The organism is Bacillus sp. FJAT-44742 (assembly GCF_002797315.1).
Lineage (GTDB): Bacteria > Bacillota > Bacilli > Bacillales > Marinococcaceae > Thalassorhabdus > Thalassorhabdus alkalitolerans.
The window spans coordinates 139,816-165,268 of record NZ_KZ454936.1; the positions used below are offsets into that span (position 1 = coordinate 139,816).

Here is a 25,453-nt window from a genome sequence, read left to right on the forward strand (position 1 = left end):
ATAAAAAGGGGGAAACAATTGAACATTGATTACTCTACTATTTTTAACTCATTACCTGAAGAGAAAGTATTAGTTGGAATAATAGATTTACATAAAAATATTTTTGGCACTTCAGATGATTTGATTACCAAAATGAGAAGTAAACAAAAATTATTAGTTATTACTGCGATGGATGGTACAAAGGTAATTGGTTATAAGATTGGATATGAACTTGATATGAATATTGACGAAAAAGGATTACACAAAATCATTCTTGAAAAGAAATTACTGAACTAACGAGGAAAAATAAAGTTAAACCTTATAAGTTGCTCATTTCCTTAATAGTAATTGAATGGGCGACTTTTTTAATTAGACAGGTTCCTGCTTCTTTGATATCAATCAACTTTTAGGGAGATCGTTTCTTCCTTCTCTCCTTTGGGGGTTTCCCACGAAAGAGTGACGCTTGTTTCATTTATACCTTCTTGAAAAGACCTTAAACTCTGGGCAGTAGTCCCGCCGCTTCCACCGCTGCCCCCTAGGCTGAATTCTGAGATTCCCTCCTCTATTTCGTTACGTTCTCCTGAAGAACCCCTGCTTTGAGATGCAGGGTAATGAAATTCATAAGAAAGGGAATGAATAGGTTCATCAGACTTATAGGTAGCTATCCCGTACTCTGCAAATTCATCATTCTCGCTAAAATAATATTCCATCTCTATGGTCCAATGTACTCCATTCCCCGTTGCGGTAAATTCCTCACTATTATTCAAGGTACAACTGACAAGCAAAAATAAGGATAACAATAACGGGCTGAAAAATTTGTGTCTCAAGTCTATTACCGCCTTTTGCAAGAGAGCAGGATTAAGAAGGTTGTCTATGTATCTTTTCTCGTAGTTTGTTTTGCTCCTTCATTTTATCAACAACTCTATCTGTTTGCTTTTCGATAGTTCAGCTAAGTGATGCTAAAAGAATTTTGCAATTAATCAAGTTCCCCCTCATTTTCTTCTAAACTTAACTATTTTATAAAATATGAAGCGGTATAAGGTTTCTTCCCAAATATCAGGCACATCATTATAAGGAGAGAAGGAGAAAAACAACCCTGAGAGTAAGTTTTTGTGAAGCCCCCTTTAATAACAAAAAGCAGGAAATGCCTATTTCCGGCTTCCTGCTATATTTTTTTATGGATTCTGTGAAATATAACCATTTCTTCTTTTATTTTAAGTGTAACAAAAATAAGGAGACATTTATTAGAAAAAAGTAAATAAATTTCCTTTTAAACGCGGTATACTGAATATACATTGCATGAATAAAAAGGAAGTGAACACCATGACATTGCCACTTGTCATAGACGCTCATCTATTATTTCTCTTACATCTTCTCTTATTAATTTTGCCTTTATTTTTATACGTGCTTTTCTATTTTGATCAACCGTTTAAGCGGCATACGATACCAGAACCTCTCTTGATAGTGGCCCTTTCTGTTTTACTGCTCATTACGTTGTATACTCCCATTGAGATACATGGCGGAATCCGCTTTGATCTCAGGCTTTTGCCTATGATAATAGGCTTTTTATTTTTAGGACCGAAAGTGGGCCTGAGCTTATTTCTTATTTATGGATTTATGAGAATTGTTTTCTTTCCCTATGAACATATCACGCTTGTTACTGTCCCATATATTCTCCTCTATTTTTTCCTGTGGTTTGTGTACCCTTATTTTGTTAAGGGATCGTTAAAGCAAAAAGCATTCTTCATTACGTTCATCCATGTGTTTTACTTATTTATTTTTACTGCAAACATTAGAATGCTCAGACCGATAGATTCTTTAGAGTTTCTTATAATTACAGACCTGGCTGCGATGCAGCTGTTGTTCCTTCTTCTGGTTACTTACTTTCTGGAAAAAATAAAGAAAAATGCTCAATTGCGTCAAGACTATATCCAATTAGAGAAATCTAAAGTACTAAGTGAAATGGCCAGTACTGTCGCACATGAGGTAAAAAACCCACTCACGACAGTTCAGGGGTTTGTTCAATTGTTAGGGAATGAAAAAGTAGATACCACCAAAAAAGAGTGGTATGTCTCGATAGTTCTGGAGGAGTTAAAAAGAGCGGAAGGCATTATAACTGACTACTTAAGCTTATCAAAACATACTGATGAGATAACAACCCTTATCGTAAAGGAAGAAGTCAGTTATGCTGTAGAAATTATGAAACCTTTTGCTATGAGATTCGGGGTAAATATTATTACTGACATTAACACTGATGGAAAGATTGAGGGGAATTCACAGAAGTTGAGGCAGTCACTGATCAATATTATAAAAAACGGGGTAGAAGCCATGGAATCAAGTGGAGGGACGTTAGAGGTAAAAGCTGTAAAAGAAGGAGAAACAGTCATCATAAGCATATCGGATGAAGGAGCGGGGATGACAAGAGACCAGATAAACCAGCTTGGATCTTTTTATTCGACGAAGGAAACAGGAAGCGGGATTGGTACTATGGTGACACGCAGCATTATCGAACAAATGAAAGGAACAGTCACTTATGAGAGTGAAAAATCTAAAGGGACCACCGTTCAGCTGACTTTGCCTTTGTCAGGTGCTGAGACGGGTTCTTAAAAATGAGTAAATCAATTATTGAAGTGCCAGGTATGCAGCTGGCACTTTTTTGTGACGGAAAAACAAAACAGGGAGTCAAAGCCAGAAGCTTTATTAATGTTAAATGTCCTGAAGGTAATGTACAATGTAAAGCAGGAAATGTTATCCAAGTGGTGTGAAGGTATATCAAAATGGGAAAAGCAGACATTAAAAAGGTTAATGTCTTTAATAACATATCCACATAAATGAACGACTAAGTCAAATAAAGAAAAGGAGATAGGATGACACAGAGAAAAGACATTACAGAAGCAGGTTGGAATTTAGACAACAGTTATGCCCGTCTGCCTAAATTGTTTTTTAGCAGCCTTGAACCTGACCCTGTTCGTTCACCTAAGCTTGTCATTTTTAACCATTCACTTGCAGAATCAATAGGATTGGAACCAGAAGCTTTGGAGAGCAAGGATGGAGCAGCCTTGTTTGCTGGTAATGAAATCCCTGAAGGCTCAACTCCTCTGGCTCAGGCATATGCTGGTCATCAATTTGGGAATTTTACTATGCTGGGGGACGGACGGGCTCTACTCCTGGGAGAACAGATGACTCCATCAGGAGAGCGTTATGATATTCAGCTTAAAGGTTCAGGTAGAACCCCATACTCCCGCGGGGGTGATGGTCGAGCGGGCCTTGGACCGATGCTGAGAGAATATATTATGAGTGAAGCGATGCATGCTCTAGGTGTACCTACGAATCGAAGTTTAGCGGTTGTGACCACAGGTGAACCAGTGTACCGGGAAAATATCCTGCCAGGAGCAGTGTTAACCCGAGTAGCATCCAGTCATCTCCGAGTAGGAACCTTTCAATATGCAGCCAAGGGGACGTCGGTTGAAGATCTGCAGTCGTTAGCTGATTATGCAATAGAAAGGCATTTCCCAGAAATAAAAGAACATGAACGTCCTTATTTATCCTTGCTTGGAAGAGTAGTCGAGCGTCAAGCTGACTTGATAGCAAAGTGGCAGCTTATTGGCTTTATACACGGAGTAATGAATACAGACAATATGACAGTAAGTGGAGAAACAATAGATTACGGCCCATGCGCATTCATGAATGCCTATGATCCGGAAACGGTATTCAGTTCAATTGATGTTCAAGGCCGGTATGCCTATGGCAATCAGCCGCCAATCGCCGGATGGAATCTCGCACGGTTTGCTGAAACCTTGCTGCCGTTGATTGAGAAAGACCAGGAACAGGCTGTGAGCCTTGCCCAGGATGAGGTTTCTCGCTTTCCTGAGCTCTTTAAGCAAAACTGGCTCAAAGGAATGAGGTCAAAGTTAGGATTATTGAGTAAAGAGGAAGAAGATGAGTCTCTCATTGAAAATCTTCTCACTATCATGCAGAGGCATGAAGCGGACTTCACGAATACATTTAGGGCTTTAACGTTAGGCAAGCTGGAGGGCATAGGTCTATTTGATTCTGAAGACTTTAGTAAGTGGCATGAAAAGTGGCAGGAAAGAGTCAGCAGGCAAGAGGTTTCAAAAGACTCTATTCAAGAGGTAATGAGAAAAAGCAACCCATCTGTCATCCCGCGTAATCATCGGGTGGAAGAGGCGCTTGAAGCTGCCGTGGCACATGAAGATTACAGCGTAATGGAAAAGCTTCTTGATGTTCTAGCAGATCCTTATGCGTATTCCCCGGAACAGGATGAATACACTACGCTGCCTGAACCATCAGGACGTCCTTACCGGACTTATTGCGGTACGTAAGGAAAAGTAATTAGAAGAAAACACAAAACAGGAACCCCCGTTTTTATTAAAAGACGGGGGTCCTTTCATTCTCATTTTTCTTTGAGGCTCTACATTTCTTTATACGTGGGTAAGATGACTTGAAGCACAGCGTGTACTTAAATAAAGAGGCCTAAGCCTGCTGCAGTGATCATAGCAAGAAGCAGCATGATCTTTTCAAAATAAGAGACTTGGTGATGATTTTCTACGTTCATTTTCAATACAAGAAACGCAGCAATGGAAACAGTAACGAAGAGAACCAATGCCGCTCCTATGCGGTCGGTACCAAGCCAGAAAATGCTGAGGCCCGACGCAAAAAGATAAAGCAGGGCAGGAATACGTGCATAGTACAGGCCGAACTTTTCGGCAAACCATACGACGCTGGTTCTTTTTTGCGGGACAGCTTTTTTGTCTGCTTCAAGATCAGGAATATGATGAACCATTACCCAGGCTAAGCAAAACAAGGCATTAATGACAGCATTCTGCCAGGCCCATAAAGGGATTTCTCCGAGAATCAGCCACGGACCGGCAAAGCCAAGAAAAAGGATAGAAATAAATAAGCTAAGCCATTCCCCAAGAAAAGGCCGATAGCTTAAGCGAAGAGGCGGAAGAGAATAGGAAGCTGCTGCCCATACCCCTATCACTAATAAAATAGACAATCTGAAATAAGAAAATATGGCAAGGAGTAAAGCCAGCAAGACAAGAGTAATAGCGAGCCACTTCCCTACTAGCCAAAGCGTTTTAGGCGGCACCAGTTCATTCTGAACTATGCGGCTTCCCCCCGACAATATAGCCGGGCTGTGCTGATCAGTGCCAGACTGGAAATCAGTGTAGTCGTTCAAAGCATGGGTAAGAACCCCATGAATCAAAAAAGCAGAGAATGTTAAAAAAAGAAACATGAATAATAAATACCCGTTTGAAATTGTATAGTACAAAAATAAAGGAATCATGGTAGAGACAATTGTTGCAACACTTGAAGAAAGCACAGCAACAGCGCGAAGTAATAACCATCCAATCCGAAAGCTTGAGAGGATACGTTGATCCATGGCAGTAACCCTTTCTTTCATTCGTTCTGTATTGTTTAATAACGACAATAAGTGAGTCCAAAACTTATATCTCGTACATTATATGTTCAACACTTTGCATGCCTTTTCCTTGAAGCATTTTGCACAAATAAAGGTAAAGAACAAAAATCTCAGAGCCAGCTGATACCACGAGAGTTTTCAGACTTCCGTTTTAGGCGCACAGACAGACAAAGATAAAAGTGGCTTCACCATCCCACCTTATATACTTCTTGCTTCTTACAATGTGCCTCTCATTTTATATCAAAAGGGAAGTGTATGAAAAGTACAAGGCATGTTATTTTAGAGCTTGTCTATTCTTTCTTAAAGGAGGGGAATTCTAATTTATCCATACATATTAATGATACTTGTTGTCATCTTTTACGCTGGCAACATTCTTGTTGGGAAAGCAATGAATGATCTGCCGCCTTTCACAATTGCGTTCATTCGTTTGTTAGTGGCTTTTATTGTTTTAGTTCCGATTGGATTTCTTACCGCCTGGAAATACCGGATGACGTTCTGGAAATATAAAAAGCCTTTTTTAATTATGACATTAACTGGTATTACTTTTTTTAATACGTTTATATATGGATCCCTGCAATTTACTACCGCTACCAATGTTGCTGTCCTTGAAACAGTGATACCGGTAACCACGGTTATTTTAAGCGCCTTTATGCTGAAGGAACGATTGGCAGGTGTTCAGTGGCTTGGGGTTTTCTTATCTTTTTTTGGGGCGGTATGGGTGGTTTTGGATGGCAGGATATTTGGCATAACAGCCATGGCCTGGAACATTGGTGATGTCATTATGATTGGAGCCATTATCACGTGGGCTGTCTACACAATCTTTGTAAAACAGTACATGCATCTCTTTCCACCTTATGCTGCTCTGTTTGTGATGACAGGAGTTTCAGTCGTTGTTCTTTTGCCTATTGTCCTAATTGAATGGATTGTTACTGGGGTGCCTGCTTTTGATCCTTCCAGTCACGTGAGCGGCCTTTTATACTTAGGAATCTTTCCTTCTTTTATTGCTCTTGTCTTTTATAATCGTGCAGTGGACCTCTTGAGTCCCTCCAAAGCTTCTGTATTTTTGAACTTTCTCCCCGTTTTCACTATGGCAGGAGCATATTTGTGGCTTGATGAAACCATAACGGGAATGCAGGTGCTTGGGTCTCTTATCGTAATTGCCGGTGTAATCATAACTACACAGTTTTCTGGCAAACGTGAAAAAGTACGATCAACAAAGTCACAGGGATACTGATCTTTTCTGCGAAAGTTACTAAACTTGATTAGTGACAGGAGAAAAACTAAATCTGAAGGTAAAAGGGTATAACAGTAGTAAAAGTGACAAAAGGTGGGGTCAAGATGAAGGTTAGTCTGGAAGTGAAGTACAAAACGCCGAAAGGGACGGAAACCTCGTTCACCTCAGAGGAGATGAAGGTAGAAAAAGCGCTGCTGATTGCTGAAGATTTGCAAAAAACAGGCAGAGTAAAAGAAGTTATCTTTGTTGACCAGCTGCAAACGACATGGACTATTAAAGAGATAAAAAAATATGTAGAGGAAGTAGAAACGGAACCTCATAATATAACGGTGTATTTTGACGGGGGTTTTGACCACAGTTCACGAAAGTCTGGTCTTGGCTGTGCAATTTACTATGAACAAAACGGCAAGTCATTTCGAATGCGCAAAAACGCACAGGTTGCTGATCTTGATACAAATAATGAAGCAGAGTATGCTGCTCTTTATTTTGGTTTACAGGAACTAGAGCTTTTGGGCGTTCACCATTTACCAGTGACTTTTATCGGGGATTCTCAAGTAGTGGTCAATCAGCTTAAGGGAGAGTGGCCTTGTATGGAAGAGACGCTAAATACATGGGCTGAAAGAATAGAACGAAAGATCAAAGAGCTTGGGCTCACTCCTGAATTCACCCTTGTTACAAGAAAAAAGAACCAGGAAGCTGATCAATTAGCATCGCAAGCGCTTAAGGATATAGAGATTACAAGTACAATTGAAATATAGCGAAAAGTAGTGTCTGTCCACTTCAAGGGCAGGCGCTTTTTTTAATTGATCATCCTTCTTCCGGGCATACTAGCTTATAACAATGCTGTCAGGAGGGATAAATGTGAGCACTAATGAAAATGCCATCTCTATTTTTGCTTTAGGCGGGTTAAACGAAGTAGGGAAAAACATGTACGCCATTGAGTATAAAGATGAAATTATTGTGATTGACTGTGGGAATAAGTTTCCCGATGAAAGCTTGTTAGGGATTGATTTAATTATTCCGGATATGACCTATTTAGTAGAAAATAAGGAAAAGGTCAAAGCGTTAATTGTAACCCATGGTCATGAAGACCATATAGGGGGCATCCCATTTTTCTTAAAGAAAATAAATGTTCCTGTGTTTGCGACGCGTTTTACTCTAGGGTTAATTGAATTAAAATTAAAGGAACATAGAATTCTCCGGGAAACGGAATTAAATCAAATTGATTCAAATTCAAGTCTTACTATCGGTGAAATAAATGTAACCTTTTTCAAAGTGACTCACAGTATTCCTGATTGTTTGGGTATTGTGTTTAGAACTCCAGAAGGAAACGTCGTACATACCGGGGATTTTAAGTTTGACTTAACGCCGGCCATGGACGAACACGCCGAATTTCACAAAATAGCTGAGATCGGCATGGAAGGAGTTCTGGTTTTGCTTTCTGAAAGCACAAACGCAGAGCGTCCGGGATCGACCCCTTCAGAGCAGATTGTAGGAGGAAATGTGGAAGAGGTATTTATGAAAGCAGAAGGAAAAGTTTTCCTCTCCACTTTTGCTTCAAATGTAAGCCGTGTTCAACAGGTTGTGGATGCTTCACGGAAAACGAATCGTAAACTGGCTCTCCTTGGACGAAGCATGGTAAACGTCGTAAATGTTGCTATGGAGCGAGGGTATTTAGATGTGCCCGATGGTATGTTAATTGATAAGAAGGAAGTACACGAATTTCCCCCTGAGAAGGTTGCTGTTTTGTGTACTGGAAGTCAGGGAGAACCGTTAGCCGCTTTATCGCGTCTGTCTACCGGGAACTTTCGGGATGTGGAGATTTTTGCTGGAGATACAGTAATTCTTGCGGCAGGGCCTATTCCGGGGAATGAACGAGGTGTAAGCAAGATAGTTGATAATTTATTTACCCTTGGAGCACATGTGATATATGGAACGGGAAGCTCTTCGGGGATGCACGTGTCAGGGCACGGATACCAGGAGGACTTAAAGTTAATGCTCACTCTCCTTAAACCAAAATATTTTATCCCGATTCACGGGGAACATCGGATGCTCCACCATCACCGGCTGCTCGCTGAATCTGTCGGTGTTCAAAAAGACCATACATTTGTCATGGGTAACGGTGAGATCGTGGATATTCAATATAGGGAAGCCCGTTCAACGAGAAAAATACCTGCAGGGAATACGTATGTAGACGGTATTGGTCTTGACGACGTAGAAGACATTGTCCTTCGTGACCGGAAACAGCTTTCTGAAGACGGAATGCTAGTTATCGTGTTAACAATGAGCAAGACGGAAAAGAAGCTGGTCTCAGACCCTGACACTATTTCCAGAGGCTTCGTCTACATGAAAGATTCTGACGAGCTTATTAAGGACGTAAATAAGCTGATAGAAAAGACTGTAAGCAATATGAAAGAAGAAGATAGAAGTGAATGGAATGTAATCAAACAACAGGTCAGAAAAGCCGCTGGGAAGCACTTGTTTCAGCAAACGAAGAAAAAGCCGATGATTTTGCCTATTATCATTGAGGTGTAATCCATTTAGAATGCCATAAGCAGGAGTGGGAAAAGGGAACGATCCTATTCACAACTCCTGCTTTATTTGCCATGTGTGAGATTTACCGTGATATTTTGTATTGGCGGTTAAAAATTGCCTCGCTGGCTGATTCCACCTGCCTTTTAAACGTCGGGTCATTTCCCTTTAACATTTTGCCATTTCTTTTTACAGGGGTACCGGCTACGAAAACAGAATCAATATTTTCAGGACGGGCACTCTGGACAATAGCCCCGATAATTTCGTTATTTAAGGGATGCAAATTAAAAGAATCGGGGTTGATAAAGATAAGGTCAGCTTCCTTCCCTTCTTCAAGAGCTCCGGTCTTTTCTTCTAACCCCAGAGCTTTCGCCCCGTTAGCTGTAGCAAAAGTATAAGCGTCAGCTGTGGAAAGGGGAAGGTCTCCCGGCATTTCTCCTCTTTCTAGAAGCTTTTCATTTTGAAGAGCCCTTTCAGCCTGGAGAGCGAATTTCATTTGAGAAAACATATCGCCGGCAGTGGAAACGACTACATCCACTCCTAGAGTCACGAGGCCGTTATTCTCATAAACGCGTCCAGTGGCAGGGTATCCGTGTCCCATCATCATTTCCACTTCAGGTGTTACAGAAACAGACGCACCAGTTTCACCAATAAGTTTGTATTCATGAGGCATGACAGTATTTACATGAACAAGATTGATATCGGGTCCTAATAAATCAGCGTGATACAGTCTTTCTATAGAGCGATCATGAGGACCCCATGTCCCAAAACCAATATGCATAGAAGAAATGCAGTCTAACTCCCTGGCCAGATGAATGTCATCAACGGCCGTTTCCCAGGAGCTGAATTCCGGACCTCGAACTCCTAGAGCCATAGTAAGAAGCTGGTCATTTGTCTGGAAATACTCCTTCTTAATTCGCCTGCTGTCAACAGGATGTCTCTTTTCACTGTCTCTTGACCAATATTCACTGTGACCCGAAGTTCCGTGAGCAAATACTGCGCGAATACCTGCATCCTGCAGACCTTTAATGCACGCATCGGCATGCTCCGGGGTTTCCGGCATGGAGTAATCTAAAAGAGTGGTAACACCCGCATCAAGGGCCTCCAAGGAACCCCATAGATTAGCAAGATAGCTGTCTTCAGGTGTTAAGCGGGAACCCAGGTTATTAAAATAAATACGTTCTAAGTAGGTTTGCAGAGACCAATCAGTGCCAATGTGACGAATCAATGATTCCCATACATGACGGTGTGTATCTACAAAGCCTGGAGCAATAATCATGTTCCGTGCATCAATTTCTTCCGTAACATCAATACCTTCAATTGCGGAACGTATTTCTTGAATACGTTTTCCTTCAATGAGAATATCCTTTTCTTCCAAGGTTCCGTACTTAGAGTTTAAGACCAGCCCATTTTTTATTAAGGTTCGATTCATCTGCATCTCTCCTTCATTAGAATTACTAGGGTATCTTCAAGTTCAGAATAATTGGATCATTTTAGAAGTGTCAATTCTTTCGAGGAAGAGAAGGAGGATATCCTTATTTACGTAGGAAAATATAACTGGAAAGACGTGTGAGTAATACAAAGCACTAAGGCCTATACGACAGAAGATAACGGAAAACGTGAGTGAAACAAAAGGTTTGCTTTTATTTAGTAAGTATGATGAAATCTAGATAAACACAGCTGTATGTTTAAGAACACCTATTTATCAGGCCTGGAGTCTTGAGAAAGTATTATTATACCCTATATAGTTGCTATAGCAACTATATATAAAAACTATATAAAAACTATATAAAAACAAAGGAGTGTCTTTATGAGTGAAGCTGTTCAAAGAAATATAAAGGATCACTGGTATGTGAAATATGAAGAAGCAAGTTTTCCCTTTATACAGAAAGGGTGGGTGCTGCCAGTTGAGAAGTGGGCAGACTTTGATCCTTTTATCTTAATGGCAGAGGATTGGTTTAAAAGGGGTGCGTTTTCAGACCACCCGCACAGAGGGTTTCAAACCGTCACCTATGTTATCGACGGCAGGCTTGAACACATTGATAACGGCGGTGGAAGAGATATTTTAGAGCCGGGGGATATGCAGTATATGAATGCGGGCTGGGCGGCCAGGCATGCAGAGGAAGCAGTGGGCAATGATATTGCTCATACCCTGCAGCTGTGGTTAAATCTCCCAAGAGATCTTCGTCATTCTGAAACGTCCTATCAAAATGTCTACGCTGAAGATGCTCCCGTGGTTTCTATTCAAGGAGGAACAGTAAAAGTTTTTTCCGGAGATGTTGCCGGTGTAACTGGTCCTTTGCAATCGGCAGTTCCGATCACCATGTCTGAAATCACTCTGACGGAGGGAGCCTCTTATACTCATAAATTGCCTGAAACTCATAATGCGTTTGTTTATGTCCTTTCAGGTGACATCGAATTTGGAGAGAGTCCTGTAAATTTAAAAAAACATGGTGTAGGAACCTTAACTTTCAAGGAAAACGGGAATGAAAATAATGAGAGCGATCTTATTATGAAGGCAAACAGCAGGCGTTCAAAGGTTCTCGTTTACTCAGGTACACCGATCAGGGAAGAGATTGTACCTTACGGGCCCTTTGTGATGAGCACGATGGATGAAATTAAAGAAGCATATCGTGATTTTCATAATGGAAAGTTTGGTCCCCCTGTCGTATAAGGTATAAGAGAAAGATATTATTACTCTCAAACAGGAGGTGTCTCATTTGGATGTTTTAAAGGCAATTGAGACAAGAAGGAGCAATGGGTTAGTTTCTGATAAACCTGTTCCAGAAGACTTGATCGAAAAAGTTTTAGAGGCCGGCACGTGGGCTCCAAATCACCATAGAACAGAGCCCTGGCGTTATTTTGTATTAACGGGAACTGCCAGAGAACCGTTAGGCGAGGTCCTGGCGGAAATTACTGCTAAAGAAATGGAAGACCCGGAAAGCGAAACGAACAAAAAGAAATTGGAAAGAGTAAAGGCAAACCCCTTTAGGGCTCCTATTATCATTGCAGTGGGAGTAGAACCGAGTGAAAAGTCAAGGGTAATGGCGAAAGAAGAACACGCCGCTGTCTATGCCTCTATTCAAAACATGCTTTTAGCCGCCCATAGCCTTGGGCTTGGGGTCTTCTGGCGAACAGGCGAGGCGTGCTACAATACAAGGATTAATGAACTGTTCGGACTCTCTGAAAAAGGTGAAATGCTTGCCTTTCTCTATCTCGGCTACCCCAAAAAGGAAATGCCAGCAGGAAAAAGAAAGCATTACAGTGAAGTTACGACCTGGATAAAAGACAAGGAGTTTTTCCACAAAGCATAGTTCAAATAAGGCAAAACCAGGGACCAAAGAGGCGTTCCTGGTTTTTTGTGATTTAGGGGTACATACAATCCTGCAAGAAAAACAAAAAAATACTCTGGGTAATCGCTTATGAATTAAAGAATGCAGAATAAATAATGGGTATCCATGCAGTGAAGCTCCTATAATACTGATTAGCGGAGAAACAAAGAAAGGGAAGTGGGATTATTTATAGTAGCTTTTTAGTTAGTGATACTGTGAAGAACCTCACGGATTAACACTAGTTAATTTAATATAATCAGCTTAATAAGAAAAAAGTTAAATCACAAACGCCTTCCATCTTGTTGATTTCTTTTATTGTACTGCCTTCTTTCCTTCCAGACATTGCGCGAATTATTATCACAGTATGGAAGGATGTTTTTGGATTAATGTAAAGGAGCTGTACCCATGACCTTTGGTATTATTATGATTGGAGTCTTTTATTCCTTTATTTATCTTTTCGCATATAAACTGGTGCCTTCAAACAAGGTGAGACGTGAAAAGTGGATTTCTTTTGTTGGCGGGTTAGCAGCTTCTTATGTATTTATTTATGTATTGCCATATCTTCACGACCACCAGCATGCCATCAAAGAAGAATATGGGCGTTTAGCCACTCAAACTGAACTATATTTTGTATGCTTAGTAGGTTTACTCGTTTTTTACGGGGTACAGAAATACTCAGAGGGGAATTTTAGTAAAGTACAAAGTGCTTCAAGCATATCAAACTTTTGGGTGCAGGTATCCTTCTTTGCCCTTTATAACATATTAGTTTCTTATACTCTAGTTTCTACTGAGGTAAGCGGTGTGCAGGCTATGTTTTATGCGTCTGCTCTAGGGCTTCATTTTCTGGTTGTAGCTCACGATATTTGGAGGTATTATCCAACCCAATATGTCGCTGTTGGCAGGTATATTATGGCTTCAGGGGTAATGATAGGCTGGATGATGGGGATTTGGCTGTCTATCTCTTATTTACTAGAAGCTATTATTTTTGCATTTATCTCAGGAGCGATGATTCTTAATGTTTTAAGTAATGAGCTCCCTAAACATCGTGAGGCTCATTATCCAACCTTTGCGTTTGGGGTAATTCTTTATACAAGCTCTGCTATGTTTTTTAAGTTCTTTTTTGAATGGTAATTTTAATTGTTGGAGGGAGTAAAGCGGTGAATTCTATGTATTCCTCTATTCTGGTAGCAGTAGATGGGACAAAGGAAGCTATGATTGCATTACAAAGAGCGATAGAAATGGCAAAAGAAAATGACAGTAAGCTGATTATTTCTCATGTAATTGATTACAGTGCGTTTCCTGAAAAGCAGCAAGAAGACCCCGCTTTTATGAAGTTGGCTGAAAGGCAAGGGAATGTTCTCCTTGGTATATGTGAAAGAGAAGCTAGATTCGCTGAACTGAAAGATGTGGAGACCACCCTTAATTTTGGATCTCCTGTCGTGAAAATATCTAAGGAACGCTCGCTGGAATTTGGTACTGATCTAGTGATTGTGGGAAAGGAATCTAATGAGAAATATGTAAGGGTTTCAGAAAACATTGCCAGACACTGCTCATGTGATGTATTAATTGTCCAAGAAGATTAACACAGGACTTATTTTAAATAAATGATAAAAGCCAATTAAAATTCCATCAGATCCTAAATAATGATAACTAAGAGAAAGTGTAAAAAGCACCCAGGCGGTGCTTTTTTTAATAGTTAACGTCAGGTGTAGTACCTACTCAATTATATTTTTCACTCGTCCTACCTGACCATCTTCGAGTCTGACTTTAATACCGTGAGGATGAGTTGTTGATTTGGTTAATAGGTCTTTTACAATTCCTTGAGTCAACTTGCCGCTTCGCTGATCCTTTTTTAATACAATCTCTACTTTTAAACCCGGGTATATGCTGCTGCGCTGAGTGCCATTCATAAAGCAAACCGCCTTTCTTTCAGAGTTTTTTCTGTACATACAGCTTATCATGTCTCCCTGGCAGTTAATATAACTCATTGTCATAAATGGCAAGGGGGAGATTATTGTATGAATTTTATTTTTTGTCACAATCTAACAGTGACTACCAGAGGAACAGAGCGGGTAACAGTGAAAATAGGATCATACATTATTATGGAGGACAGGAGCTATGCCATTTATGAAGATAAATGGATTAAAAACATATTATGAATCAAAAGGTAAAGGGGAAGCCATTGTTTTTATTCATTGCCCCGTTCATCCGAGCGACGTATACCGTCCCGAATTGGAGGAGTTATCTTCAGGCTATCATGTCATTTCAATGGATATACGAGGACACGGGAGAACAGCCTACTCCCCAGATCCATGGGATTTTTCAGACATAGCAGATGACCTGAAAGAGCTTTTGGGCAGGCTCGGTATTGAAAAAACATGGCTCTGCGGCTATTCAGCTGGCTGCTCTATTGCCTTTGAATTTACGTTTAAGTACCCTGAGGCTGTCAAAGGCCTGATTCAACTCGGCCCTGTCCCTAAGGTGGAGAATGGCCTTCTTTATTTTATTGTGAAGAATGGAGTTCGGTTATCTCTTATAGATAAACCCGCATTGTTCCTTGCCATTTTTGGAGCCATCATCAATACAAATGATTGGCGAAGTTTTTGGAGTTTGCTCAAAGCATCTTTACCAACGAATGGGCTGGATGCCTCACAGTTCTATCACTCTTTTTTACATTACGATTGTACAGACCGTCTTCCTTCTATCAAAAAACCTGTCTTACTTGTATACGGGGAAAAGGACAGAATTACTGGTAAGTATGCTTTGCCCATGAAAGGTTATTTGCCGGACAGTACATTGATTTTTATAAAAAAATGCGGACATGAGATTCCTTTAAAAAGAAGCATTGAATTGAACCTGCGCATCAAAGAATTTATTTCATGATTACAGGAGTGTGCATGTATGGAAACCGGGTTAGCATTTGCCGGAGGAGGGATACCGGGGTCGGCAGCGGTAGGAGTGCTGCTCGCTTTTGAAGAAGCTGGAATTAAGGTTTCACACGTAACCGGATCAAGTTCTGGAGCTATGGTAGCGGCATTATACGCCTACGGACATAAAGCAGAGACTTTAAAAAGGATTGTTCCTAGGTTAAACAGGCGTCTGCTTGATTTTGACTGGAGATCTCTTCTCTATAGAGCCTTGTTTATACGGCCCCGTGTAGATGGGATATTGAAAGGAGAACGATTACGAAATATTATGGCACAAAATACGGGGGATGAGCCTCTGTCTTCTTTGAAAATACCGTGCGGAATCGTAGCAACTGATTACGGGCGGGGGACAAGCGTTGTATTTTCATCAAAGCCTGTGGAGGATTATGAGTATGTGAACAATACTTCAATAGCAGATGCTGTAAGGGCAAGCTTTGCGATTCCAGTGCTCTTTAAACCGTATCATTATGAAGAAAGAATGTTGATTGATGGTGGTGTTACCTCAAATTGTCCTGTCAGAATATGCAGGGCATTGGGAGCAGAACGTGTTATTTCTGTAGATCCTATTACACCTATTATCAATGCAAAGTCTGGTTCAGCAAGCATGGTCAAAGTCATCAATAACGTCATCAACCTTTCATTGAAAACCCAAATGGAAGCAGAGCATAAGGAAGCCGATTATACTTTATATCCGGAGGTAGGAGCTATCGGTGCCTTTGACTTTCGGAAGGCTAAGCATTGTATTGATTTAGGGTATGAGACGGCTATGGCGAACATGAAGGAAATAAAAAAAGTATTAACTGATCAAGAGTATTGAAGATATGCTGCCTTAATAGAAATTTTTACTAAAAGCATGGACAAAGGGAAGAAATCAGCTATATACTCAGAAGTATAATTAAATAATATTAAACAGGTGTTGTAAGTTGGTTTTATACATTACAGCTTAAAAGGGAAGCCGGTGAAAGTCCGGCACGGTTCCCGCCACTGTAAATCTGAGTAACCTGCAAAGTCCACTGCTGGAAAGCGGGAAGGAGCAGGAAACAATGAAGATAAGTCAGGAGACCTGCCTGTATGATTACACATGGACCTACGGGAAATAGGGAGGGGTGTTTGCTGAATTAATTGTATTAAGGTTCATTCCTTATGCTACATAGTTTGATAGAAGCATTCAGGCCGCTGTGGCTTGTTTGCTTTTTTGTGTTGTTAATTAGTATAGGGTACTATGCTTTATCAGCTGTCTGTGTCGTGACGCTGGCAGTCTTACTAGTGAAAAACTCAAAAATAGAAGAGGAGAGAAAAAAATGAGTGATACAGTAAAAGGACCATTCAGAGCAGATCATGTAGGCAGTTTCTTAAGACCGGAACGATTAAAAAAAGCCCGCCTGCAAAAGAACAGAGGGGAAATCACAGCTGAGGAACTGTGGGAAATGGAGAATGAAGAAATAAAACGACTGGTAGATAATCAAAAAGAAGCTGGCTTAAAAGCTGTAACAGATGGGGAATTCAGACGTGCATGGTTCCATCTCGATTTCATGAAAGAAGTAGAAGGAATGGAATTTGTCACGCTAGATAAAGGCCTTGTATTCAGCGGAGGAACGGAAACAAAGGCAGAAGGTGCTAAGGTGACGGGCAAGCTGTCTTTTGGCGATCATCCTGTGGTGAAGGAATACAAATTCCTTCACAGTATTAAGGGAGACCATGAAGCAAGAATCACAATACCGAGTCCTAGCATGTTTATTTTCAGGACAGTCACGGATGAAGAAAAAGAATTCTATTCTTCAGAATCTGAACTCTTCGCTGATCTAGTTAAAGTATACAAAGACACAATCAGTGCTTTATATGACGCAGGCTGCCGCCACCTGCAATTTGATGATACTACTTGGTCATTATTCCTGGAGGCCGAGAAGGACAAGGACCTGGTCCTTTCGGGGGGACTGCTTCAGGCCAGAGGCCTTGATCCACAAGAAACCCTAGAATTATTCGTTGAGACTGTGAATGAAGCGATCGCAGACAAACCAAATGATATGACAATAACCATGCATGTGTGCAGAGGCAATTATAAGTCCACCTATGCATCAAGCGGAAGTTATGATGCGGTTTCTGAAATAATGTTTAAGAAATTAAACGTAGATGCTTTGTTTCTTGAATTTGATGATGAACGTTCTGGTGGCTTTGAACCGTTAAGCCATGTAGAGCGCGAAGATCTTTATGTTGTGCTTGGTCTGATCACCTCTAAATTTCCAGAGCTTGAGGAACCAGACATAATAAAGAACAGAATTGAAGAAGCAGGAAAATATCTAAGAAAAGAGCAGTTATGCTTAAGCCCTCAATGTGGTTTTGCTTCAACAGAAGAAGGGAACCTTCTTACCGAAGAAGAACAATGGGCCAAGGTCCGACATGTAGTGAGCATCGCAAATGACGTATGGAAATAGTGAGAAGAGCCTCATCGAGAAATCGATGAGGCTTTTTTTAATAAAGGCTTGATTACATTTTGTGGTTAATATATCAAATGGTTTATGAAAATCAACATTAGCTTTGACAGAGCCTACATAAAAAGCATTCTACGTTATATGAGTATTACTAACAGGAGAAAACAATACAATATCAGAAAGCGCTCACAAAAAGAAAAGTTGTTGTGTATGCTTATAGTAAAGATCAAGGGGGGATTTGATGAAAAAGAAAACGAGTCGTTTTGAAACAAAAGTCATACATGGCGGGTACGAACCGAATCAGCATTTTGATAGTTTGACTCCGCCTATCTATCAAACCTCTACGTTTACTTTTCCTTCATTGGACCAAGGTGCAAATAGATTTTCCGGTGAAGAAGAAGGTTTCATTTATTCACGGATTTCTAATCCCACGGTAGCTGCACTGGAAAAGCGAGTCGCTGAGCTTGAGGGAGGCGAGAAAGCACTTGCGTTTAGTTCGGGTATGGCAGCGGTATCGGCTGCTTTAATAGGTTTAACAAAGAAAGAAGATCATATCTTGTGCTCAAAAGGAGTATACGGCTGTACCTTCGGCCTTCTTCAGCTGTTAAAGGAAAAATACAATATCGACCATACTTTTTCCTACTTAGATACACCTGAAGAAATAATCTCTAATATCAGAAGCAACACTACATGTATTTATATAGAAACACCGATTAACCCTACAATGAGATTAATAGATTTGGAGAAAGTGGTCTCTATAGCTAAAGAAAGAGGGATAAAAGTAATTGTAGATAATACGTTTTCCACCCCCTATTTGCAGCAGCCTTTACAAAAAGGCTGTGACATTGTTATTCACAGTGCGACTAAGTTTATTGGAGGACATGGAGATGTCATAGCAGGTCTTCTTGCCGGGAATGAAGAGATCGTTACCTATTTAAAAAAAACAGCACAAAAGGATATCGGAGGAGTCCTTTCGCCATTTGATGCATGGCTGCTCCTGCGGGGGCTCAAAACCCTGGCAGTAAGAATGGATAGACATTGTGACAATGCAGAAAGAATTGCCACAGAGCTAAAAAAACATCCTAAAATTCAAAGAGTGTATTTCCCTGGTGACCAGGGTCACCCTGATTACTCTATTATGAAGAAGCAAATGAAAAGGGGAGGAGGCCTCATTTCTTTTGAAATAAAAGGATCACTTGAAGATACTAAGAAGATGGTAGATCAATTAAAGATGATACGGATAGCAGTCAGCCTTGGGGATGCAGAAACGTTAATTCAGCATCCGGCTTCCATGACACATGCAGTGGTGCCTGAGGAGGAAAGAAAAGAAATGGCTATATCAGCAAGACTTTTGCGTTTGTCTATCGGTCTTGAAGCCTGGGAAGATATTTGGGAAGACCTTGAAGAAGCCCTTAATTTTATCTGAATGAAAGAATATCGCCCACTGATAATAAGAAACAGAACACGGCGTTCCCTTATCGCTCCCGGTTCGTTAATCTATAATTTTTAAAAAAACCGTTTGCTTTTAAAAAGCCAAACGGTTTTTTATTTTTTCAGTACTTCTAATAAATCTAGAGAAAAAAAAACACTTCTTTACTTTGTCGCTTTTAAGCGCTAAAATAATTGTAAATAAAAAAGAGAAAATTTTAAAAATTAAGGGAGAGATTACTGTGAAACTTAATAAGGGTTTATCCTTATCTTCAATGGCTGCCGCGGCTCTGCTTTTGTCAGCTTGTGGAGATGATAGCAACTCAGCGGCAGATGCTCAAAATGAAGGGACAGACCAGGAATTAGATGTGATTACTATTAAAGTAGGGCACATTGCCCCTGAGGGAGAGGCATATGCATTAGGATTCGAAGCTTACGCTGAAGCTGTAGAAGAAGCTACAGATGGAAGAGTAGAATTTGAAATTTTTGGTGATGGCTCTTTAGGAGGGGAAAGAGAGCTGGCTGAGGGTGTACAAATAGGGAATATTGATATGAGTCTTGTAACTACCGGGGTAATTAGTAATTTTGTTCCAGAAGTGACAGCTTTGGAGTTTCCGTTTTTATTCAGGGACTTAGATCATGCCTATAAAACACTGGACGGAGAAATTGGACAAGAAATACTTGATGGTATGGATAGTGCCGGATTTAAAGGGATTGCTTTCTGGGAAAATGGCCAGCGTCATTTTGCCAATAACAAAAGACCTATTACAGAGCCTGAGGATTTAAACGGGTTAAATATGAGAACGATTGAAAGTGATATTTTAATCGAAACGTACGAGAGTTTAGGCACTCATCCTACTCCAATGGCTTTCCCTGAAGTCTACGGTGGTCTTCAGCAAGGAGTAATTGACGGAACAGACCAGTCGTATGGCGTGATTTGGAGTACAAATACCTATGAACAGCTGCCATATTTTACGGAATCGGGATTATATTATGCTTCGGCTACATTAATTATTAATGATGAGTTATATGAGGAGCTTCCGGAAGATATAAGAGAAACGATCGTGGGACTTGGAAAAGAATATGCCCAAGTGCAGCGTGAAATATCTCAGGAACTCGAAGAAGAGCAGCACGATAACTTAGTTGAAAACGGTGTCGAAATCATTCCTATGGAAGATATTGATATTGAGGAATTTAGAGAGCTGGTGGAGCCAGTGTATGAGAAATACGCAGACCAATTTGGGGATTATATAGAAAGAATAGAAAACGTGGAATAGTGAAGAAAAAAGCCGCAAAGAGATCATCTTTGCGGCTTTTTAAATTAGGCTCTACACTATTTGTTGGGGTTTTAGAAAAATTAGCTATTAAAAAACACGCAAGCTCCGATATCCTTTACACTTGAATTGTCGAGAAACAAGAATAAGGATAGGAGTTGCGTGTACATGCATTTTATCATGAATATTCCCGGGTTTGAAGAAATGATCATAAAGAAAACAGAAACGATAGGGGATTCGTTCCATCTCCACGTGGAGATGGAACGAAAAGCCCAACGCTGCCCCGATTGTGGAAAGCGGACGAAACGTGTTCATGATTACCGCACTCAAAAAGTACAGCACTTGAAGATGTTTGAGAGAAACACGTATGTATTTTATCGAAAGCGTCGTTACGCCTGTTCCTGCGGGAAACGGTTTGCCGAGTCCACTCGCTTTGTCCAACGATATCAGCGTCACAGCGTGGAATGGAATCAAGCGTTTGGGCTGCGCATCATTCAGGGGAAAAACTTCAAGGATACAGCGCAACAGTTTCGAACGTCTGCTTCTACTGCCATGAGGCGATTTGATGCCATTTCTTCTCCCATGTTTCGAGAAGTCACAGAACTTCCTGGAGTCATTGCGATCGATGAATATAAAGGAGATACCGATCAAGGGAAGTTTCAGGTCATCATTGCCAATGGGAAGACCGGTGAACCTTTGGATATTCTTCCTGACCGTAAGGTGGAGACGGTGAAACAGTATTTACGCCGAAAAGGAAACAAGGTGGAAATGGTGGTGATGGATATGAGTTATCCCTTCAAATCTGCCGTACAGAAAGCCTTAGGAAACCCTGTGATCATCGCGGACCGTTTTCACTTTTGCCGGTATGTCTTTTGGGCTTTGGATCGTGTGAGAAGAAGAGTGCAGAAAGACTTTCATGAGTATGATCGAAAGAAATGTAAACGAATGAAACACGTGTTTAACAAACGGTACGAAGCTCTGAGCGAGAAGCAGCACTGGTATTTGGAGAGATACTTGGGTTTATCCGAGGAGTTACGGAGCGCCTACCGGCTGAAAGAAATGTTTCGGGGCTGGTTTGATCAAGCGAAAGCTGTTGGTTCTTCCAATGGGAGGATCATAAAAGAAGGACTCTATGCTTTTTACCGTGAGGTAAAGGCTTCTGGCATGAAAGAATTTATAAAGGTGGTTCAAACCCTCCAAAATTGGCAAACGGAAATCCTAAACAGTTTTACGTTTGGGTATACCAACGGGCCAATCGAAGGATTAAACAACCAAACCAAGGTAATCAAACGAAATGCGTTTGGTTTTAAGCGTTACGACCGTCTGCGTATGAGAGTCCTATTACATCATCAGGTAAAAGGAAAGACCATTCAAGTAGGATAAAGGGGCAGGAGCAAAAAGCTCCCACCCCAACATTTGACTTAGAACCTTAAATTATGACACTGTTACTGCTGTTTGCTTGTTAAAAAAGACAATTCTTCAGCGGACAAAGAGAGATGGTTTATCGCTTTCCCCACTTCATCTATTCCCTGAAGGAAAGAATGAAGTTCTTTGTCAATGAGATGACTCTGTTCTTTACTATGCTTCATTTCGAAAACAAACTCTCCAAAGAGGTTATTTATATCTGTCATTTTACTTGAACTGTTGGTAATAAGGCTATTTACTTCCGCAACAAACGTAGAAACATTATCAATTTGAGCCTCGGTTTTAACAATTAAGTTGTCTACACTGGAAGCTTTTGTTTTTGTTTCATTAGCCAGCTTTCTCACTTCCTTTGCTACGACAGCAAAGCCTTTTCCGTGTTCACCTGCTCTCGCAGATTCTATAGAGGCGTTTAATGCTAAGACATTTGTATGATCTGCTATTTGCGTAACCATGCTTACTATACTTCCAATTTGTTTGGATACAGCTTTCAGTTGGTTAATTTCCTCAATGATTCTAGTCATACTTTCGTCAATTTTAATCATGGATTTTTGGTGGACTGTTAAATCGTCTTTTCCGGATACTGATTTTTCCTCCACGACCGCTGCAGCTTTCGCACCACTCACTGATAACTTAGAAATATACTGTGATTTTGAAAGAATTTCTTCAAGAGAGGCCGTTGTTTCTTCTGAAACAGCAGCCAGTGACTCCGTCATTTTCCTAATTTCCTCATGAAGACTTTTTTTCGCTTTTTCTTGTTCGTCTCTTATTTCATCATGCTGTTTCTGATAAGCATCCAAAACGAGCTGCTGTTCAATATTGAGTATTTTTGTCGTAGCTTTGATTGCTTTATTATAATCTTCTCTGTTCTCTATGTATTCATCAAACAGGGAAATCAATGATAATAATAAATCCTGAAAAGCACACATGTACCATTTTGGCTGGAGGCCAATATGCAAGTGAACTTGAGCAATTTTACTTCTCTTGTCAATAAAAGCTTGATCAATCACGCCGGTAAACATCTCCTCTATATGAATGGTAAGAGTTTGGCTTAACCGGTCTATCGAGCTGTTGTCGTTGATAATTTTAGTAAGAGAGCTTTCCTTCTCTAAGTTTTTGTAGAACTGGGCAACAATTTTTTCAATATTCTCCTTCACAAGAGGGCGCAGCTTCTGCAGAATCAGGAGATCTTCCTCTTGTAAATCAATCATGGATAGTTGCCTGCTAACCTCTGTGTTTTCACTCCAAAGAACAATTCCCCCCTCATTTTCTTCCAAACGAAACAAAGCTGGATCTTCTTTACTCTTTCTCTTTTTAAGCAACAACCTTTTCACCCCTCTGCAGACCAAAAAAAGCCTGCTTATCTCACATTATATAGCTTTATGTACGTAAATATATGATAATTTTACCAGTTAATGAGACTATATGCACCTGTTTATTGACAGACTTTATACCTAATTAAAACAAAGTACTATAAACATAAAAAGGTGGTTATTCTTATAGTGTTTTATAAATGAAGATCTTGAGGTGTTTAACACCTTTCCAGACATAAGCTAATAGTAAGTTATAAAATTAAGGAAGGTGAAAGCATTAGTGTACAAACATATATTATTAGCGGCAGACGGTTCAGACCATGCTTACCGGGCAGGAAAGCAGGCAGCTCAGTTAGCAAAAGCAAGTAGAGGGAAAGTAGATGTGGTTTATGTGGTTGACGGGGAAACGTGGAAAGCAGACAACCTGAATCATGCTCACCAATTTGTCCTCGAAAAAAAAAGAAGAGAAAAGTTGAAGAGAGTAGAGCTTGTGCTGAAAGAAGAAAAGACATCCTATAACATTGTCTTTTTACAAGGAGAACCGGGGCCTGCCATTATAAAACATGCAAACACTCAATCCTATGATTGCCTGGTAATAGGAAGCCGTGGGCTGAATAATCTGCAAAGCCTGGTTCTTGGAAGTGTAAGCCATAAGGTTGCCAAAAGAGTTTCTTGTCCGGTTATGATTGTAAAGTGAGAATCTTGAATTTTACAGTTGAGGAAACGGTGGAAGCCTTATAAGCTTGGAAGAAAGGGGGAAATAAATTTGAAGTATACAACCATTATTGATCTTTCCATGCCTGTAACGACACAAACGCCTATTTACCCTGGCGATCCCAAACCGGAAGTAACTCCATCGGCAACCATTGAAGGAGAAGGCTATAACGTCAGTCACCTGCATATGGGAAGTCACACTGGAACCCACATAGATGCGCCTTACCATTTTCGCAAGGAAGGAAAGAAGCTGGATGAAATTCCCCTTTCTACTTTTGCAGGGGAAGGAGTGGTACTGGATGTTACAGGTAAAGGGGAAGGAGAGTCTATTACATTAAACGACATTCTCCCTTATTCAGCCAGGCTGGCTCCCAACAAGATTGCCTTAATTTATACTGGATGGGATAAATACCGAGAAGATGAGAAGTACTACAGACATCCGTATATAAGTGAAGAAGCAGTGGTGTTTATGCTTGAAAAAGGTATACGAGTATTTTTCATTGATGCTCTTAACATTGATGTTCCGGATGGATCTTCGTTTAAGGGCCATGAGTTAATTACTGAGGTCAATGGTATTATCGGGGAAAACTTTGCAAACTTTCACTTGATAGATTTTGAAAATCCATTCGTCATGGCTTTGCCGCTACCCTTTCCAGGCTTGGATGGGTCACCAGTACGAGCAGTAGCCTTAAAGGCAGAGTAGCAAAGGGGGAAAGGAAAAATGTCACTTCCCCTCTTTGTTGTTTTCCCATTCCTCGGGCCTGTTAATGTTTATAAAAGCTTTTTCTTCAGGTGCAAAAGTGACATAGTGAACATTTATATCCTGAAAAAGCTCTTTCATGCTTAAGCTTTTGTTTCTATTAATAATTTCTTTTAATACAGGCAAGCAGCTGCGGTGATAGATCCCGTGCAGCGGCTGGAATTTCTCTCCTGATTTAGGGATGTAGGCCTGTATAGGAGACGGTTCCACGATACGAGTTTTCATACTTCTGACAAAAGCTGGCGAAACAAAAGGTACATCCGCTGCCAAGAGAAAGACCCAGTCATAACCACGAAGCTGTTCTTCCAGGACATGATAAAGGGCATAGAGAGGGCCTTTATGCATTTCTTTTTCAACCAGTATTTCGGCCTTTTCCGTCTGAAATGCGGGGGCAAGGCTTTCATTACTTAAAATAAACACGTCGCAAATGCCCGCTTCTGAAAAAGCTTCCACACTATGCTCATAGAATGCCTTCCCATTATAAATTTCAAACATCTTAGGTCTTCCGTAACGGGAAGACTTTCCACCTGCAAGTACTACACCTGCTAAATTCATTCTTTCACCAGCTCCTCGGCAAAATGAGGAGGAAGTATTACCTTTTCCATTCCCCATGTAATTTACGGTTAAGATCGATCAAAAAGTTGTTAATTCAGGCCACATTGT

General features: G+C 40.5%; 24 protein-coding genes, 2 pseudogenes and 1 riboswitch. Of the genes and pseudogenes, 19 read left to right on the forward strand and 7 right to left on the reverse strand.

All coding sequences use genetic code 11. The features are described from left to right. Nucleotides 1–18: 18 nt before the first annotated feature. The gene (locus tag CEF17_RS00655; protein ID WP_100400735.1) at nucleotides 19–276 is read left to right on the forward strand and encodes a hypothetical protein; all 258 of its coding nucleotides are present in this window, start codon (nucleotides 19–21) and stop codon (nucleotides 274–276) included. A gap of 98 nt (nucleotides 277–374) precedes the next feature. On the opposite strand, the gene CEF17_RS00660 is transcribed toward CEF17_RS00655, so the two are convergent. Continuing rightward, entirely contained in the window at nucleotides 375–806 is a 432-nt protein-coding gene (locus tag CEF17_RS00660; RefSeq protein ID WP_100397858.1) for a hypothetical protein, read from the reverse strand. A gap of 496 nt (nucleotides 807–1,302) precedes the next feature. Here CEF17_RS00660 and CEF17_RS00665 point away from each other — a divergent pair, with 496 nt between their 5' ends. The 3 genes from CEF17_RS00665 to CEF17_RS00670 all read left to right on the forward strand — a co-directional run bounded on the left by CEF17_RS00665 (nucleotide 1,303) and on the right by CEF17_RS00670 (nucleotide 4,322). Further along, nucleotides 1,303–2,586 carry an ATP-binding protein gene (locus CEF17_RS00665; RefSeq protein WP_198508845.1) on the forward strand — a complete coding sequence of 428 codons (1,284 nt, stop codon included), beginning with the start codon at nucleotides 1,303–1,305 and terminating at the stop codon, nucleotides 2,584–2,586. Nucleotides 2,587–2,588: 2 nt separating this feature from the next. After that, complete coding sequence (locus tag CEF17_RS19775; RefSeq protein ID WP_157842881.1) at nucleotides 2,589–2,744, forward strand: hypothetical protein; 156 nt, start codon at nucleotides 2,589–2,591, stop codon at nucleotides 2,742–2,744. Nucleotides 2,745–2,846: 102 nt separating this feature from the next. After that, nucleotides 2,847–4,322, forward strand: coding sequence for a protein adenylyltransferase SelO (locus CEF17_RS00670; protein ID WP_100397860.1), 1,476 nt, complete (start codon nucleotides 2,847–2,849; stop codon nucleotides 4,320–4,322). 137 nt (nucleotides 4,323–4,459) lie between these two features. Here CEF17_RS00670 and CEF17_RS00675 read toward each other — a convergent pair whose 3' ends face one another. Then, a complete protein-coding gene (locus tag CEF17_RS00675) occupies nucleotides 4,460–5,434 on the reverse strand; it encodes a prenyltransferase (RefSeq protein ID WP_232725373.1) in 975 nt (324 codons plus the stop codon). A 328-nt stretch (nucleotides 5,435–5,762) separates the two neighbouring features. Here CEF17_RS00675 and CEF17_RS00680 point away from each other — a divergent pair, with 328 nt between their 5' ends. The 3 genes from CEF17_RS00680 (at nucleotide 5,763) to CEF17_RS00690 (ending at nucleotide 9,194) form a co-directional block, all read left to right on the forward strand. Further along, nucleotides 5,763–6,659: a DMT family transporter gene (locus CEF17_RS00680; protein ID WP_100397862.1), complete on the forward strand. Its 897-nt coding sequence runs from the start codon at nucleotides 5,763–5,765 to the stop codon at nucleotides 6,657–6,659. 104 nt (nucleotides 6,660–6,763) lie between these two features. Further along, nucleotides 6,764–7,417 (forward strand): ribonuclease H family protein, encoded by a 654-nt coding sequence (locus CEF17_RS00685; protein WP_100397863.1) that lies wholly within the window; start codon nucleotides 6,764–6,766, stop codon nucleotides 7,415–7,417. A gap of 103 nt (nucleotides 7,418–7,520) precedes the next feature. Next, on the forward strand, nucleotides 7,521–9,194 hold the full coding sequence (locus tag CEF17_RS00690; RefSeq protein ID WP_198508846.1) for a ribonuclease J: 1,674 nt from the start codon (nucleotides 7,521–7,523) through the stop codon (nucleotides 9,192–9,194). 82 nt (nucleotides 9,195–9,276) lie between these two features. On the opposite strand, the gene CEF17_RS00695 is transcribed toward CEF17_RS00690, so the two are convergent. After that, on the reverse strand, nucleotides 9,277–10,623 hold the full coding sequence (locus tag CEF17_RS00695) for an amidohydrolase family protein (RefSeq protein WP_100397865.1): 1,347 nt from the start codon (nucleotides 10,621–10,623) through the stop codon (nucleotides 9,277–9,279). A 378-nt stretch (nucleotides 10,624–11,001) separates the two neighbouring features. Here CEF17_RS00695 and CEF17_RS00700 point away from each other — a divergent pair, with 378 nt between their 5' ends. The 4 genes from CEF17_RS00700 to CEF17_RS00715 all read left to right on the forward strand — a co-directional run bounded on the left by CEF17_RS00700 (nucleotide 11,002) and on the right by CEF17_RS00715 (nucleotide 14,106). Beyond that, nucleotides 11,002–11,865, forward strand: coding sequence for a pirin family protein (locus CEF17_RS00700; protein ID WP_100397866.1), 864 nt, complete (start codon nucleotides 11,002–11,004; stop codon nucleotides 11,863–11,865). A gap of 46 nt (nucleotides 11,866–11,911) precedes the next feature. Next, nucleotides 11,912–12,505 (forward strand): nitroreductase family protein, encoded by a 594-nt coding sequence (locus CEF17_RS00705; protein WP_100397867.1) that lies wholly within the window; start codon nucleotides 11,912–11,914, stop codon nucleotides 12,503–12,505. Between the two features lie 423 nt (nucleotides 12,506–12,928). After that, a complete protein-coding gene (locus tag CEF17_RS00710; protein WP_100397868.1) occupies nucleotides 12,929–13,654 on the forward strand; it encodes a hypothetical protein in 726 nt (241 codons plus the stop codon). Nucleotides 13,655–13,689: 35 nt separating this feature from the next. Next, the gene (locus tag CEF17_RS00715; RefSeq protein ID WP_232725550.1) at nucleotides 13,690–14,106 is read left to right on the forward strand and encodes a universal stress protein; all 417 of its coding nucleotides are present in this window, start codon (nucleotides 13,690–13,692) and stop codon (nucleotides 14,104–14,106) included. 132 nt (nucleotides 14,107–14,238) lie between these two features. On the opposite strand, the gene CEF17_RS00720 is transcribed toward CEF17_RS00715, so the two are convergent. After that, on the reverse strand, nucleotides 14,239–14,433 hold the full coding sequence (locus CEF17_RS00720) for a YwbE family protein (RefSeq protein WP_100400736.1): 195 nt from the start codon (nucleotides 14,431–14,433) through the stop codon (nucleotides 14,239–14,241). Nucleotides 14,434–14,641: 208 nt separating this feature from the next. On the opposite strand from CEF17_RS00720, the gene CEF17_RS00725 reads away from it, so the two are divergent. The 6 genes from CEF17_RS00725 (at nucleotide 14,642) to CEF17_RS00750 (ending at nucleotide 21,964) form a co-directional block, all read left to right on the forward strand. After that, nucleotides 14,642–15,406, forward strand: a complete 765-nt coding sequence (locus CEF17_RS00725) for an alpha/beta fold hydrolase (protein WP_100397870.1) — start codon at nucleotides 14,642–14,644, stop codon at nucleotides 15,404–15,406. An 18-nt stretch (nucleotides 15,407–15,424) separates the two neighbouring features. After that, nucleotides 15,425–16,267, forward strand: coding sequence for a patatin-like phospholipase family protein (locus CEF17_RS00730; protein ID WP_100397871.1), 843 nt, complete (start codon nucleotides 15,425–15,427; stop codon nucleotides 16,265–16,267). A 77-nt stretch (nucleotides 16,268–16,344) separates the two neighbouring features. Next, nucleotides 16,345–16,535: riboswitch (cobalamin riboswitch) on the forward strand. A gap of 216 nt (nucleotides 16,536–16,751) precedes the next feature. Then, the gene (locus CEF17_RS00735; protein ID WP_100397872.1) at nucleotides 16,752–17,882 is read left to right on the forward strand and encodes a 5-methyltetrahydropteroyltriglutamate--homocysteine S-methyltransferase; all 1,131 of its coding nucleotides are present in this window, start codon (nucleotides 16,752–16,754) and stop codon (nucleotides 17,880–17,882) included. A gap of 238 nt (nucleotides 17,883–18,120) precedes the next feature. Then, entirely contained in the window at nucleotides 18,121–19,305 is a 1,185-nt protein-coding gene (gene megL / locus CEF17_RS00740; RefSeq protein WP_198508847.1) for a methionine gamma-lyase, read from the forward strand. A 244-nt stretch (nucleotides 19,306–19,549) separates the two neighbouring features. Then, entirely contained in the window at nucleotides 19,550–20,584 is a 1,035-nt protein-coding gene (dctP, locus tag CEF17_RS00745) for a TRAP transporter substrate-binding protein DctP (RefSeq protein WP_232725374.1), read from the forward strand. A gap of 159 nt (nucleotides 20,585–20,743) precedes the next feature. Beyond that, a complete protein-coding gene (locus CEF17_RS00750) occupies nucleotides 20,744–21,964 on the forward strand; it encodes an ISL3 family transposase (RefSeq protein ID WP_100397874.1) in 1,221 nt (406 codons plus the stop codon). Between the two features lie 62 nt (nucleotides 21,965–22,026). On the opposite strand, the pseudogene CEF17_RS20980 reads toward CEF17_RS00750, so the two are convergent. Beyond that, nucleotides 22,027–22,512 (reverse strand): annotated as a pseudogene (locus tag CEF17_RS20980) (methyl-accepting chemotaxis protein); the annotation flags it as partial. 276 nt (nucleotides 22,513–22,788) lie between these two features. After that, nucleotides 22,789–23,337, reverse strand: a pseudogene (locus tag CEF17_RS20985) (protoglobin domain-containing protein); the annotation flags it as partial. A 259-nt stretch (nucleotides 23,338–23,596) separates the two neighbouring features. Between CEF17_RS20985 and CEF17_RS00760 the strand changes: the two are divergent. Both CEF17_RS00760 and CEF17_RS00765 read left to right on the forward strand, forming a co-directional pair. Continuing rightward, nucleotides 23,597–24,013 (forward strand): universal stress protein, encoded by a 417-nt coding sequence (locus CEF17_RS00760; RefSeq protein ID WP_100397876.1) that lies wholly within the window; start codon nucleotides 23,597–23,599, stop codon nucleotides 24,011–24,013. Between the two features lie 69 nt (nucleotides 24,014–24,082). Next, entirely contained in the window at nucleotides 24,083–24,733 is a 651-nt protein-coding gene (locus tag CEF17_RS00765; protein WP_442857423.1) for a cyclase family protein, read from the forward strand. Nucleotides 24,734–24,754: 21 nt separating this feature from the next. On the opposite strand, the gene CEF17_RS00770 is transcribed toward CEF17_RS00765, so the two are convergent. Continuing rightward, nucleotides 24,755–25,345: a molybdenum cofactor guanylyltransferase gene (locus CEF17_RS00770; RefSeq protein ID WP_157842883.1), complete on the reverse strand. Its 591-nt coding sequence runs from the start codon at nucleotides 25,343–25,345 to the stop codon at nucleotides 24,755–24,757. Nucleotides 25,346–25,453: the final 108 nt, after the last annotated feature.